We start from the raw sequence: 13,817 nt of genomic DNA, 5'->3' as shown, positions 1-13,817 counted from the left end.
CTAAGATTATCACAATTTTTCATTAATTGGCAAACATTTTATAACTGGCCTAAATTAAATTAAGCATTTCAGTAAAAAATCACCATATTCAACATCAATGTTCGTTTTTTTATAAGGCAGCCAGCCCCTGACGTAAGTCTTCTTTCAAATCTTCTATATTTTCAATCCCCACTGACAGGCGTACTAATTCATCTTTAATACCATTTGCTAGCCGAATTTCTCGTGGTATAGATGCATGCGTCATCACCGCTGGTACTTCAATCAGTGATTCAACTCCCCCAAGCGACTCCGCTAAGGTAAAGAGCTTTAAATGTTCAACAAAATATTTAGTATCTAGGCCGGGTTGTAAGTCAATCGACATCATCCCACCAAAGCCCCGCATTTGTTTTCGAGCAACTTCATAATCAGCACTTCCCGGTAAACCAGGATAGTAAACGTGGGCAACTTGGTCCTGCTCAGCTAAAAACTTAGCAATTTCTAAGGCATTGTCATTGTGCCGTTCTAGGCGGAGCGCCAATGTTTTAATGGACCGTTGCAATAAAAAGGATTCTTGGGGCGATAAGACTGCACCAACCGATAACTGAATCAATTTGATTTGGTCTGCCAGCTCCTTAGACCGGGTTACAACATACCCCGCAATGACGTCAGAATGACCGCCAATATATTTAGTGCCGGAGGCCAAAACAATATCTGCACCTAGTTCCAAGGGACGTTGGTTATAAGGTGAAGCAAAGGTATTATCAACCACCACTAATTTTCCCGCTGCATGCGCAACATCACTAGCAGCCCGAATATCAGTCACATGCATCAAGGGGTTAGATGGTGTCTCTAAGTAAACCAATTTTGTATTTTCCTGCATGGCTGCCTGAATAGCACTCGTATCGGCCGTATCTACAGCCGTATAAGTGATACCGAGTGGGGCTAAGATTTGGTGAACTAGGCGAAAGGTACCGCCATAAACATCACTAGCTATAATTAAATGATCACCAGCCTTCAGCAGCCCCATCACGGCACTAATTGCTGCCATGCCAGAAGAAAATGCGTACCCATATTGACCATTTTCTAAATTGGCTAGAACAGATTCTAAGGCAAAACGGGTCGGATTTTCACCCCGTGTGTATTCATAGGCTGCTTCCCCTCCCAACTCATATTGATGATAAGTTGACGTTTGATAAATCGGTGGTACTACCGCCCCAGTCAATGGATCCTCTTGGTTGCCACCATGTATAACTTGCGTCTCAATATCCATTAGCTTACCCCCTAGTTAATTACTTTCTTTTTATTAGTATAACAATATTGTCATTTTCTCATTATATTCACAAAAAAGCTAGCCACTTGGTTTAAATGACTAGCTTTTCACTTATTTTTTAACTATTTGTTCTGCCGGTAGATAAGCCGTTAAGTCTACCGTTGGTTTGAGGGGAAAGCGAATAATATTCCGGTCCCCACATTGTTCTTTAATTGGATTTCCAGCTAAGGTAACTGGTCCCAAATAAACATACTCATGCGGCGAGTTTTTCAAAAAGAGATAACAGGCAATTCCCGTTTCATTGGCAGTTAAAAGGGTTCGATTTTGCGCTCGCTGAAGGTCCTGATCGCCCTTTTTTCCCATTCCCATGAAATAAAGATAGTGGCCGTCCCATAAATCAGGACAGTCATTATCATAGCTTCGAGAGATCAATAGCAAGCAATTGTTTTTCAAAGAGCGACGCATCCCACCTTCTGTTGCCACTTGAAAATACGAATGCAAGTCATGATTCGTCATCTGTTCACCAATCGTTAACGTCACCTTCACCGCAGTCACCTCAAATTCTCTACTCTAAGACTAGCTAAATAATTGATTAATGTAGTCATAGTCTGCTAATGTTAAGTCTACTGTTAGGGCCTTAGCATTACTTTTAACCTGGTTAACCTGCTTAGCACCAGGAATAACAACCGTAATCGCTGGGTTTTTCAGGTACCATGCCAGTACAAGTTCCGTTACCGTTACACCATATTTGGTTGCCAATGGCTTTAATTGATCCACCTTGTTAATAATTGTTTCAAAACGAGCACCTGTAAAATCAGGGTTGTCATGACGAATATCATCAGCTGCAAAGGTTGTTTCTTGACTATATTTACCAGTTAATAACCCCGAAGCCAAGGGGAAGAAAGGCACAAATGATATGTCATGCTCCTTTAAGTAAGCAAAACGTTCCGCCTCAGCAGAACGATCCACCAAGTTATATAACTCTTCATCAACATCTACATAGCCATCCTGGTTAGCCTCTGCTAGTTGTTCCATACTCATATTAGAAACACCAATGGCCCGGATTTTACCCGCTTCCTTTAACTCCTGTAGGGCAGCTACTGCTTCATTGAGTGGGGTATGGTCATCGGGAAAGTGAATATAAAAGATATCAAGATAGTCCGTTTGCAACCGTTCTAGACTGTCTGCCACTGCTTGCTTTAAAAAGGCTGGTGAATTATCAATGACCACTTGTCCGTCAGCTAACACTTTTTGAGCACCCTTGGTCGCAATTTGAATCTTTTCTCGATCATAACCTTGAATAGCCTGACCAATCAATCGTTCCGACTGCCCCATGCCATAGGCAAAAGCAGTATCTAACAGTGTAATTCCAGCATCTAAGGCCGCTTTCACCATGGCTACCCCAGTTGCATCATCTAAATTAGGAAATAAGTTATGACCACCAACGGCATTTGTGCCAAGTCCCAATGGCGTCGTGATTACATTTGACTTACCAATCTTAACCTCTGCTGTCATCTCTTCACCCTCCATTTTAATTACTTTCTATCAGTACAAATGTACACCCTTTGTCCCACACAGACAACCCATTGGCCGCCTCCACGAACACTGACAGCCTAGGCCTATTTGTAGTAGTATAAAAGAGCATTCTTTAATAAAGGAGACCATTCCAAATGGCTAGTAAGTATAAAACGGCTGAGTTAGTGGGCGTCGTATTAGAACAAACCAACAGTGGGCGCTATCAGCCTAAAGACCAACCACTAACCCCTACTAGTTTTCATAGTTGGCGTATTGGTAAACATACTCGTGGTCAGTTACTGGAACCCGGACAGCTTTTTTTTAACTGAAAATGGCTTTACCGTTACGTTAGTGGCTGTTAAAGACTTGTCCTTTAGGGAACGCCATCAGTTTGCACCGATTGCTCGTTTTTTAAAAACAACCCTGCCACAGGATCAATTAACCCCTATTGTCAGCGCTTATCAAGCATAAAAAAAGGTCTGATGTCATATGACATCAGACCTTTTTAGTAAAGCCACTTAGTTTGCTTCCAACTCTGCTTTACCCTTTGCCCATTGTTGAATATTAACAACTTCAGCAACGCGGACCTTCTTCTTATAATCATTGCCTACCGGACGACGGCGAGCCCATGAATTATGTGGTTTTTGCATAGCCATAATTAATTTCCTCCGTATAATGTTATCGATAACTCTATCATTATACCGAGTATTGCCCACCAGGTCAACTTCATCTGCCTGTTATGCACAAAATAAAACCGGACCGTTTAAAAAACGATCCGGCTTTTCATTATAACTTACTTTGAAAACTTATTCTTAACGTCATCAACAACGTCGTCTGTCTTCTCTTTTACATCATCAAATACGTCGGCAGCCTTTTCCTTAACGTCGCCAAAAGCCTTCTTAGCGTCGCCCATCAAACCTTGGGCCTTACCCTTAGCTTCGGCTTTTTCGTCACCAGTAACCTTACCAGCAACTTCCTTTACCTTACCAGCAGCTTGATCTTTAGTTCCGTTAACTTTATCTTCTAATGACATCTCTGCCACCTCCTTATTGATATATATCTATCATACCCTATCCTTTTAAAAAACTCTATTCTTATTGAGAAAAATATTGTCAAAAATCAGGGGGTTAAAAGTTAGCATTACTTATGGCATAATATATTTTATATAATATAAAAAGGAGCTAGAAAATGTTTCACAAAATATTCGACCCCTTGTTTTTTAAAAACTACTTTATCAATTTTGTCGGCCTGCTCATTTTTCTGACCGTCATCCGTTGGCTTGTACCAACTAACCCCTTCCTCTTTACCTTCCTGGCTGGGGCCTGGTTTATCGTCATCTTTTTCTTTGACCTTCACCATTTTAAAGCCCTGTTAAGTACAGACTGGCAGTCCTTTAAAGCGGCCAAGGGCAAGATGATTGTCAGTATCATCTGCCTGATGCTTATTTTAGAAGTTGCCGTTATCTGGTCATCACAAGCCTTTCGTTTTTTAGTTCCCACTGCAACTAGCCTGAATACCTATCCTCTTCCGACTAATACACTGGCAGGCGTCCTAACTAGTATTTTTAGTGGTGTCGTGAATTTGATGGTCGCCTTAGTCGAAGAAATTGCTTATCGTTACGTTGGCATGTTCCGCTATCGAAAGGCTGGCATTTGGTTAATCATCATGCTTCTCCTATCCAGCATCCTCTTTGGTTTTTCTCACTTCTACAACTTCAATGGTAGCTTTATCGCAACCGTTCCTTATATGTTGGCTGGCTTAATCCTTGGACTAGCTTACCTGCTGACTAGAAATATTTGGGTCCCTATTATTGGCCATATGTTATTCAACAGTATCGGTTTAATTAGTGGCCTTATCTTGTTGGTACTCTTACCATTTATGTAAAAAAATAACCAACCTATATGGGTTGGTTATTTTTTATTATTCCCCTTAAAAGGGTAGTTTATCAACTAACTTTTTAAACCGATCACCGAAGATATCCGTTCCGACCTGCGTTTTCAAAATAGCCAGACCATAAATCACAACACCAATGCCACCCGCAATTAAAATAATTAATAATTGTGCCCATTTAGTTTGTGGCATAAAGATAGACAAGGTGCCAGTAATTGGGGTCACTACCGCATACATCACCAGACTCCATAAGAGAATAGTCATCAGTGCGTAGTTAAAAGGTAGCCAATTAATATCGTATTGACTCGTTAAATGCTTGATCGCCAGGTAAAGACCAATGGCAAACGCAATCGTTGTTGCTAACAAGGGACCCATCCCAACAAAGATAATCGTTAAGGGAACTTGTAAAATTAATTTAGCCCCTAAAATGATTACTAAGACCCGCAAGGTATAAGCCAACTGTCCCAGGCCTTGATAAAGGGCCAATACAACCATGTAAGCGCCTAAGGCCACTGAGGTAAAACTAGCAAACTGCAATACCAAAACCCCGTTATGAAGGTCGTTCGTATTATAAAAGAGCAAATACAAAGGTTTCGCAATCGCCGCCATCCCTAGCGCTGCAGGAATCATAACTGCGCTTAAGAGCTTCAAGGCATAAGTGATTTGATCACTAATAATTTGCCGATTACCAAGGCTACGCGCACGAGCTAACATGGGCAAAGCCGTTTCAGCCATTCCCACTGCCAAAGATACAACTAACATCGTTAATTTATTTGAATTAAAAGCAAATTGCGAATACATGTCTGTGACCGCATTAGCCGTAAAATGCGTAAAGGTCCGCATGATATTGAAAAACGTATATTGATCCATCACCTGTAATAATGAAATCGCTGAACCAGCTAAAATAACAGGTACCGACTGACGGGCCATTTTTAACAATAGGTTATTCGTATTAATAAGTGGTACCGCTCTAGCAGTTGCTTGCTCCTTTTTAAAGAAGGTGCGCTTTTTAATTAGTGCAACCACTAAGACTGCGATTCCTGCTAAGGCACCCCAGAAGGCAGCAAAAGTTGATTGAACTGTCGCATCAACCCAAGTACCATGACCGGCTACCATAATCCAGTAAGTCATTCCCAGCATATAGGCAACCCGTACAATCTGTTCTATAAATTGCGACAGAGCAGAAGTCCCCATAAACTCATAACCTTGCAAGTACCCACGCAACATCCCTAGGACTGGAATCACAAGGACTGCCGCCGATAAGGAGCGAATAACCAATACAACGTTTGGATCACCTTGTGATAAGGGACCTGCAAAGAGATAAAGAACAGCAGCAGCCAGGAGACCCATTACCCCCCCTAGCTTTAAGGACTGATAAAAAACCTGTTGCACTCGATTAAACTCATGTTTAGCACTATATTCAGCTACCAACCGGGCTAATACATTAGGCAAGCCGGCCGTTGCTATCATTAAAGCAACACTATAAATTTGATATCCTTGCGCATAAAGTGAATTGGCCTGGTTGTAGTAAACATTTCCAATCATAGCGACCCAAGGAATAATATAAAGCGCCCCCAGCAGCCGCGAAGCCAAACTGCCTAAGGTCATCCACATTGAACCACGTAACATCTTGGTTGAATCAGCATTATTGGTTAACTCATCTGGTTGGGCAACCACCTCATCCCCCGTCACGGGATCCACGGTCTCACCGCTTGTTTCTTTGTGCAGTTGTGATAAATTAATCACACTCGTTGCACCTAACCCAGCCGTTTGATCCAAAAAGTCAGATCCAGCAACATAGGTTGGGGGTTGAGGAGCAGTCATCTTAGGTTCTGCCATCTGCCCCTCCTTATCAAAGGAAGGCGTCAGTTTAGCGGAAAAATTGCTAACTTGCTTTTGACTTGTCTGGGCTTCTGCCTGGTCTGCTTTACCAGCAAGGAAAGGATCAGCAACCTCATGAATCTCCAGGGTATGTTCACGGGGCTGATTATTAACCGGCTGCGCTTGCTCTTGTCTAGAATTAGGTTGATTCTCTTTCAGGCCCGGATCGGTCACTGGTGCTACAGATGCTGGACTTACCTGATGGGGCTCCAACTGTTCAGCTACCACGGACTTACTCGTCATCTGGTTGCCAGTTTGATTCTGCTTTCGGGCCGCTAAAATCTCATCTAAGGTTAGTTCCTTATTCATGAGGGCCGTTAATTCATCATACGTTAAATTCTCACGAAAAGGGCCCTGGTCCTCACCATTTCTTGGTGACTGTTTATCATCAGCCATGTTGCACCTTCTCCTTTCCCTTTTTCAATGACGCTACACAGACTCGAACTGTGATCTAAGACTTAGGAGGTCCTTGTTCTATCCTGTTGAACTATAGCGTCAAAAATCCCACAGATACATTACAGTGTTTCATTATACCTGAAAAACACCCTATCTGTGGCACAATTTAATGAATACATAAAGAATACTTGAAAAACCAAGCCAGTCATAAGAAAGGAGCTGGCAAACCAGTCAATCTAATGGTTTTACTAGCTCTCCTTTATTTTTCATTATTTAATTAATATTAAACTACCAAGTTAACTAAGCGACCTGGCACAGCAATTGTCTTCTTAGGCTCACTACCAGCTAAACGTTTTTGAATTGTCTCATCTGCTAAGGCAGCAGCAATCATTTGCTCTCGATCCGCATCTGCTGGAATCGTGATATTTGCCCGCACCTTACCGTTTACTTGTACAACAATGTTAATTTCATCTTCAACTAAGGCCGACTCATCATAACTTGGCCAAGTAGCGTAGGTAATGGAAGCTTCTGGGTGTAAGTAAGACCATAACTCCTCAGTAATATGCGGTGCAATTGGATTAAGTAATTGCAAGAAACCTTCCATGTATCCTACAGGAATACTGTCAGCTTTATAGGCTTCATTAACAAACACCATCATCTGAGAAATTGCGGTATTAAATCGTAACTGTTCATAATTATCTGTTACTTTCTTGACCGTTTCATTATAAATCTTATCTAATTGATGGTCGTTAATTGTGGTCAAATGATCACGTAATTTGTCATCGTCATCAATAAACAGTCGCCAAACGCGGTCTAACCAACGTCGTGAACCGGCCAAACCATCTTCTGACCATGCAATTGACTGCTCCAGCGGTCCCATGAACATCTCATATAGGCGCAAAGTGTCAGCTCCATACTCAGCAACAACATCATCAGGATTCACTACGTTGCCCTTTGACTTAGACATCTTTTCATGGTTCTCACCCAAAATCATGCCCTGGTTGGCTAGATGTTGGAAAGGTTCCTTCGTCGTCACAACACCCAAATCATATAAGACCTTATGCCAGAAACGAGCATAAAGCAGATGCAAAACTGCATGCTCAGCACCACCAACATAAAGATCGACATTTTTCCAATAATCAATGGCTGCCTTTGATACTAATTCCGCCTCATTATGCGGATCCATGTAGCGAAGGTAGTACCATGATGAACCAGCCCACTGAGGCATAGTATTGGTCTCGCGCTTACCTTTACGGCCATTTTCATCAACCACATTGACCCAATCATCAATGTTCACCAGTGGTGACTCCCCAGTTCCAGAAGGCATAATATTATCAACTTCTGGCAGACGAAGAGGTAGTTCATTTTCAGGAACTAAGGTTGTTTGCCCATCTTCCCAATGAATAACCGGGATTGGCTCACCCCAATACCGTTGCCGTGAGAAAATCCAGTCCCGCAAGCGGTAGTTAACTTTTTTCTCACCAACATGGTGATCACTTAACCATTGAAGAACAGTCTCAATCGCTGACTGCTTATCCATGCCATCCAAAAAGTCAGAATGAATATGCTTACCATCGCCCGTATAAGCGGCTTGACTAATATCACCACCGGCAATCACCTGGCGAATAGGTAAATCATATTTTTTGGCAAAGTCATAATCACGTTGATCATGGGCTGGCACAGCCATAACGGCCCCAGTACCGTATGAAGATAGCACATAGTCACCAATCCAAATTGGCAACCGCTCGCCATTAATCGGATTAATCGCATAGGCCCCCGTAAAGACCCCTGACTTATCCTTATTCAAATCGGTTCGCTCAAGATCAGACTTAGTGGCTAAGTCAGCCTTAAACTGCTCAACAGCCGCTCGCTGTCCATCGGTCACAATATCATCTACCAGCGCATATTCAGGAGCCAACACTAAATAAGTTGCTCCAAAAAGCGTATCCGGCCGGGTAGAAAAGACCTCAATCGGCGTTGATTGACCTTCAACCTGGAAGTTAATCGCCGCACCAATCGAACGTCCAATCCAGTGCCGTTGTTGTTCCTTAATCGCTTCAGGCCAATCAAGACCATCCAAGTCATCAATCAACCGATCAGCATAGGCCGTGATTTTTAGAGCCCACTGTCGCATTGGAACACGGTAAACGGGGAAACCACCACGTTCCGTTTTCCCATTAACAATCTCTTCATTGGCAACAACGGTACCCCCATTGTAATCAGGTGCCCAATTTACCATGATCTCATCTTCATAGGCTAAGCCCATTTTATACAATTGCTCAAAAATCCACTGGGTCCACTTATAATAATCTGGATCCGTTGTGTTGACCTCCCGTGACCAGTCATAAGATAGGCCCAAAGCCTTCATTTGGCGCCGGAAATTTTTAATATTTTTGCGGGTTACCTCTTTAGGATCAACCCCCATCTTAATCGCGTATTCCTCAGTTGGTAGACCAAAGGCATCAAACCCCATCGGATGCAAGACATTGTAGCCCTGCATACGCTTCATTCGTGACACAATATCTGTTGCCGTGTAACCCTCTGGATGGCCGACGTGTAGGCCTTGACCCGAAGGAAAGGGAAACATATCCAATGCATAATACTTTTCCTTACTGGTATCCTTAGACGTCTTAAAGGTCTGATGTTCATCCCAGTAGCGTTGCCATTTCTTTTCAATCTCTTGATGATTATATGCCATAATTTGCTAACCTCACTTTAATTGTCTTTACTTTATCAAATAACGACCTCGCTTTCAACGTTCATAGGCCCTTGTCCTCTGCTTTTTAAAGAAGCCTCAAGGTCTGCGGATAAAACACCACTAATATGCTTGCTACCGTATGGTAAACTGTAAGAAAAAGTTCAGGAGGCTTAGCATACATGCGGTCCATACAAAATCTTAGCCATTTAACCGTCGACGCCTACCTTAAAGTAGGGGACTTAGCAATCGATGCGACCATTAAACATGGTGATATTACTCGCTTTTTAGCTAGCCGCGTCGGGGAAGAAGGTAAAGTGCTGGCTTTTTCTGATCAAAAAACCGACATTGATGATGTGGCTACATCACTCTTCTTAAGTGGCTTACATGAACGGGTTGATCTAATTAACCAATCCTTTACTGCTATTCCAAACTATCTTGATCCTAGCCAACCGGTAGGGGCCGCCTTCTTTCAAGTCGATGCAACGCTTCCAATTGTTTCTTTGCTGGCAACCATTAAGCCCTTATTAATGGCCTTAAAGGAAAACGGGCTCTTAGTCTTCTTAGCTGAGCACCCAACTGACTTGGCCCAAGTCAGTGACTATGCTCAAACTCTGCCTACCAAAACCTATGATGTGCAAAGCTATACTGACCTTCTCACCGATTCTTGCGCCCTGCTTATCCAGCGACATTAAAAATTAGGTTTAATACCCTTATTAAGCTGGCTACTAAATACTAAAAACCGGTTAGGTACTTTCTACCTAACCGGTTTTTTATTATTACTTGGCCAATGCCTTTAACAAGGCTTCATTTAATGCTGGAATATCGTCAGGCGTCCGACTGGTAATCAATTGGCCATCAATTACTACCGGTTCATCCTTAATCGTTGCCCCAGCATAATATAGATCGGGTTGCACCGTCTTATATGCCGTCAAGGTCCGACCCTTTACGAGACCAGTTTGAATCATAATCTGTGGGCCATGACAGATAGCCCCCACGATCTTGTCTGACAACATATAATACCGGACAAAGTCGACAAATCGCTCATCAGCCCGTAATTGGTCTGGTGAAAAACCACCTGGGATAAATAGAGCATCAAAGTCAGTCGGCTTAACATCTGCAATTCCTTCATCAATTGGAATTGCTAACCCATGCTTACCCTTAACAGTTGTGCCTTTTTCAAAGCCGATTGTAACGACTTCATGTCCAGCCTCCTGTAAGGCTGCTACTGGATCAGAAAATTCGGCATCTTCTACTAAATCGGTCACGATTACAGCTACTTTAGCCATTTGATCCCTCCTTTATTATCGTCCACTTACTATTTGTTACTAACCTTAGAGTAACATAATTGCCACCATAGAGCAAAAGACACCCTGCTTAGTTAAGCAGGGTGTCTTTTAAGTTATTTTAATTTGCTTTAGGTACCAAAACAGCTACCGTCTCGACATGGGCAGTTTGGGGAAACTGGTCAAGTGGCTGTACTTCGCCCTTGAGGGTAAATCCTCGGTCAAGTAAATAGCGAATATCGCGAGCCATCGTTTTAGGGTTACACGAAATATAAACAAAGCGGTCCGGCTTCATAGCACAAACAGCATCTAATAAAGCCTCTGTTAATCCTGGTCGCGGTGGATCAACAAAAATTACGTTTGGTTTAACCCCCGCTGCTAGCCATGCAACCATCTGTTTAGGTGCATCAGCCGTTACAAATTCCGCATTGGTGATTCCGTTTTGCTTAACATTCCGATTGGCATCTTCAACCGCACGGGCAATCACTTCTACTCCCAAAACTTGCTTAACTTGGTTAGCCACCGTTAGTCCGATTGTCCCAATTCCCGAATAGGCATCAATCACTGTATCAGCTTGGGTCAATTCGGCCTTTTTGGCCGCTAATGCATACAGCACTTCTGTTGTTTGCGGATTGACTTGATAAAAAGAATTAGGCCCAATCACAAAATTGATTCCTAAAAGCCGATCATGAATCGCATCGGCCCCCCACAAAACACGATTTTCACCAGACAACATCACATGCAGATTACGTGGGTTAACATTCAAAATCACACTCTTGATATTTGGAACTGACGCAGCAATTTCAGCCGCTATGGCACCTTCATCTTTTAAAGTTGCAGTTTGGGTTACGAGTACGACCATTACCTCATGGCTATAATAGCCACGTCGAACCATGATGTAGCGCATTTCTCCCTGCCCTGTGTCATCAGAAAACAAAGACACTTGATGGTTAGCTAGAATATCACGCACGCTGGCAATGACTTGATCGATAACCGGATCGTTCACAAAATAGTCATCTAAGGGAACAACGGTATTTCGCGTTCCTCGTTTAATAAAGCCAGTTACCAACTGTTCATCCTGATAAGCCAATGGTACCACGGTCTTATTTCGATAGTGATGCGGAACTGCCATACCAATAGTCGGTGTAACAGTGGCCCGGATACCCGCCTGGGTAAAGATCTCCGCCACCTGCCGCTGTTTTAATTCTAATTGTGCTGGATAAGCTAAGTTGATATAAGGGGCAATCCCCGTCGTCAGTATGTCAGTTCGACCACTATCAAGGCGATCAGGACTTGGCTGTTCAACTTTTACAAGTTGGGCCCGTGCGAACTGGCGATTAATCTGACTAATCCGACCGGTCACTACCTCACCAGGAAAGGCATTTTCCAAATGAATTGGGTAACCCTTAACCTGCCCAATCGCCTGTCCTCCATATTCAACCCGCTCAATTTTAAGTGTTACCTCTTCCCCTAACTTCACGGGAATGTGTACCTTTGGTCTCATTTTATCACCCATTTTAAACTCGTACCCGTCACCCATTTTGTTTGGGCGTCCCAACCTAAAACTACCAATAAAGGCAGTGCATCCAACTTCGTCACTGACGGCTACTGGAAATAGGCCTGCAAGGCATCAACCTTATCTAGTCGCTCCCATGGCAAATCTAATTCTGGACGTCCAAAATGACCATAAGCAGCCACTTGTTCATACCGTGGTTTACGCAAATCCAATTCCTTAATAATACCAGCTGGTCGCAAGTCAAAAATGGTGCGGATAGCGGCCACCAAGTCTTCCTCAGCTACCTTACCTGTGCCAAAGGTATTAACATTAATGGATACTGGCGCTGCCACACCAATAGCATAAGCGACTTGGACTTCAACCTGATCAGCTAAACCAGCTGCTACAATATTCTTAGCAATATGCCGAGTAGCGTAGGCAGCCGAGCGGTCAACCTTCGTCGCATCCTTACCTGAAAAGGCACCACCACCATGACGGGCGTAACCTCCGTAGGTATCAACCATCAATTTACGACCAGTCATCCCGGCATCACCCTTAGGACCCCCGATTACAAAGCGGCCCGTTGGATTAATGTAATACCGTGTCTCATCATCGACTAAGTCAGCTGGCAACACTTGATCAATAATCTGTTCTCGCACTTCCTGTCTCAACTGTGTCAATGAGACTGTATCACGGTGCTGTGTTGATAAAACGACAGTATCAATCCGCTTGGCCCGATCTTGATCATCCAATTCAACAGTAACCTGAGCCTTTGCATCAGGCAACAGATACGAAAGTTCCCCTGACCTACGTACAGCAGCCTGCTTTTTCACTAACTTATGTGATAGTACCAACGACAAGGGTAGGTATTCATCCGTCTCATTGGTAGCATAACCAAACATCAAGCCTTGATCACCAGCACCGATTTCATCAAGCGGATCGTGTCCGCCAGCTTCACGTTGTTCAATCGCTTGGTCAACCCCCTGAGCAATATCAGGTGATTGTTCATCAATTGTTATGCCGACATGGACATCATCAGCTAAGAATCCAGCATCTGGGTCATCATAGCCTATCCGTGCCAACGTTTCACGGACAATTTGATTAATGTTAACATAGGCAGTCGTTGTCATTTCACCAAAGACATTCACATAACCGGTCGTAACCGAGGTTTCAATTGCAGTCCGTGCATTTGGATCTTGTTTTAAAACAGCATCTAAAATGGCATCTGATATTTGGTCTGACACCTTATCAGGATGTCCCTCTGATACTGATTCTGACGTAAATAATTTCTTTTCTGTCATCGCTTAAAACTCCTTTATTAACTAAATAAATAACCCCAACATACCAAATAGGCGGCATGTCGGGGTTCGATATGCGCCTATCTGCTAGAAGTTACCACATCGCCACATC

The 13,817-nt window shown here is 43.1% G+C and carries 14 protein-coding genes and 1 tRNA gene; 4 read left to right on the top strand and 11 right to left on the bottom strand.

Going from position 1 to position 13,817, the window contains the following annotated elements:
* Window positions 1-109: 109 nt before the first annotated feature.
* From G414_RS0105690 to G414_RS0105680, 3 genes are all read right to left on the bottom strand, one after another.
* Window positions 110-1,249, bottom strand: a complete 1,140-nt coding sequence (locus G414_RS0105690; RefSeq protein WP_022791860.1) for a trans-sulfuration enzyme family protein — start codon at window positions 1,247-1,249, stop codon at window positions 110-112.
* Between the two features lie 111 nt (window positions 1,250-1,360).
* The gene (locus G414_RS07385; RefSeq protein WP_022791859.1) at window positions 1,361-1,795 is read right to left on the bottom strand and encodes a hypothetical protein; all 435 of its coding nucleotides are present in this window, start codon (window positions 1,793-1,795) and stop codon (window positions 1,361-1,363) included.
* Between the two features lie 30 nt (window positions 1,796-1,825).
* Complete coding sequence (locus G414_RS0105680; RefSeq protein WP_022791858.1) at window positions 1,826-2,764, bottom strand: aldo/keto reductase; 939 nt, start codon at window positions 2,762-2,764, stop codon at window positions 1,826-1,828.
* A 155-nt stretch (window positions 2,765-2,919) separates the two neighbouring features.
* Here G414_RS0105680 and G414_RS07750 point away from each other — a divergent pair, with 155 nt between their 5' ends.
* Together G414_RS07750 and G414_RS07765 are read left to right on the top strand one after the other, a co-directional pair.
* Window positions 2,920-3,093, top strand: a complete 174-nt coding sequence (locus G414_RS07750; RefSeq protein WP_337250173.1) for a DUF7671 family protein — start codon at window positions 2,920-2,922, stop codon at window positions 3,091-3,093.
* Entirely contained in the window at window positions 3,053-3,235 is a 183-nt protein-coding gene (locus tag G414_RS07765; protein WP_420031175.1) for a DUF7671 family protein, read from the top strand. Before G414_RS07750 ends, G414_RS07765 begins: the two co-directional genes overlap by 41 nt.
* A gap of 47 nt (window positions 3,236-3,282) precedes the next feature.
* Here G414_RS07765 and G414_RS07670 read toward each other — a convergent pair whose 3' ends face one another.
* Entirely contained in the window at window positions 3,283-3,420 is a 138-nt protein-coding gene (locus G414_RS07670; RefSeq protein WP_022791857.1) for a hypothetical protein, read from the bottom strand.
* Window positions 3,421-3,557: 137 nt separating this feature from the next.
* Window positions 3,558-3,797, bottom strand: a complete 240-nt coding sequence (locus G414_RS0105665) for a CsbD family protein (RefSeq protein ID WP_022791856.1) — start codon at window positions 3,795-3,797, stop codon at window positions 3,558-3,560.
* A 155-nt stretch (window positions 3,798-3,952) separates the two neighbouring features.
* Between G414_RS0105665 and G414_RS07535 the strand changes: the two genes are divergently transcribed.
* Window positions 3,953-4,648, top strand: a complete 696-nt coding sequence (locus G414_RS07535) for a CPBP family intramembrane glutamic endopeptidase (RefSeq protein ID WP_022791855.1) — start codon at window positions 3,953-3,955, stop codon at window positions 4,646-4,648.
* A 45-nt stretch (window positions 4,649-4,693) separates the two neighbouring features.
* Here G414_RS07535 and G414_RS0105655 read toward each other — a convergent pair whose 3' ends face one another.
* The 3 genes from G414_RS0105655 to leuS form a co-directional block, all read right to left on the bottom strand.
* The gene (locus G414_RS0105655; RefSeq protein ID WP_022791854.1) at window positions 4,694-6,931 is read right to left on the bottom strand and encodes a putative polysaccharide biosynthesis protein; all 2,238 of its coding nucleotides are present in this window, start codon (window positions 6,929-6,931) and stop codon (window positions 4,694-4,696) included.
* Between the two features lie 28 nt (window positions 6,932-6,959).
* Window positions 6,960-7,032, bottom strand: a tRNA-Arg gene (locus tag G414_RS0105650).
* A gap of 182 nt (window positions 7,033-7,214) precedes the next feature.
* The gene (gene leuS / locus G414_RS0105645; RefSeq protein WP_022791853.1) at window positions 7,215-9,629 is read right to left on the bottom strand and encodes a leucine--tRNA ligase; all 2,415 of its coding nucleotides are present in this window, start codon (window positions 9,627-9,629) and stop codon (window positions 7,215-7,217) included.
* A 179-nt stretch (window positions 9,630-9,808) separates the two neighbouring features.
* Between leuS and G414_RS0105640 the strand changes: the two genes are divergently transcribed.
* A complete protein-coding gene (locus tag G414_RS0105640; protein ID WP_022791852.1) occupies window positions 9,809-10,321 on the top strand; it encodes a hypothetical protein in 513 nt (170 codons plus the stop codon).
* Window positions 10,322-10,405: 84 nt separating this feature from the next.
* Here the strand turns inward: G414_RS0105640 and G414_RS0105635 are convergent, their stop codons facing one another.
* From G414_RS0105635 to metK, 3 genes are all read right to left on the bottom strand, one after another.
* Window positions 10,406-10,915, bottom strand: a complete 510-nt coding sequence (locus G414_RS0105635; protein ID WP_022791851.1) for a type 1 glutamine amidotransferase domain-containing protein — start codon at window positions 10,913-10,915, stop codon at window positions 10,406-10,408.
* 118 nt (window positions 10,916-11,033) lie between these two features.
* Window positions 11,034-12,416, bottom strand: coding sequence for a 23S rRNA (uracil(1939)-C(5))-methyltransferase RlmD (gene rlmD, locus G414_RS0105630; protein ID WP_040761644.1), 1,383 nt, complete (start codon window positions 12,414-12,416; stop codon window positions 11,034-11,036).
* A gap of 101 nt (window positions 12,417-12,517) precedes the next feature.
* Window positions 12,518-13,708: a methionine adenosyltransferase gene (metK, locus tag G414_RS0105625; RefSeq protein WP_022791849.1), complete on the bottom strand. Its 1,191-nt coding sequence runs from the start codon at window positions 13,706-13,708 to the stop codon at window positions 12,518-12,520.
* Window positions 13,709-13,817 lie beyond the last annotated feature (109 nt).

The organism is Weissella halotolerans DSM 20190, from assembly GCF_000420365.1.
Taxonomy (GTDB): Bacteria; Bacillota; Bacilli; order Lactobacillales; family Lactobacillaceae; genus Weissella; species Weissella halotolerans.
This window is presented reverse-complemented; position numbering and strand designations above follow the sequence as displayed.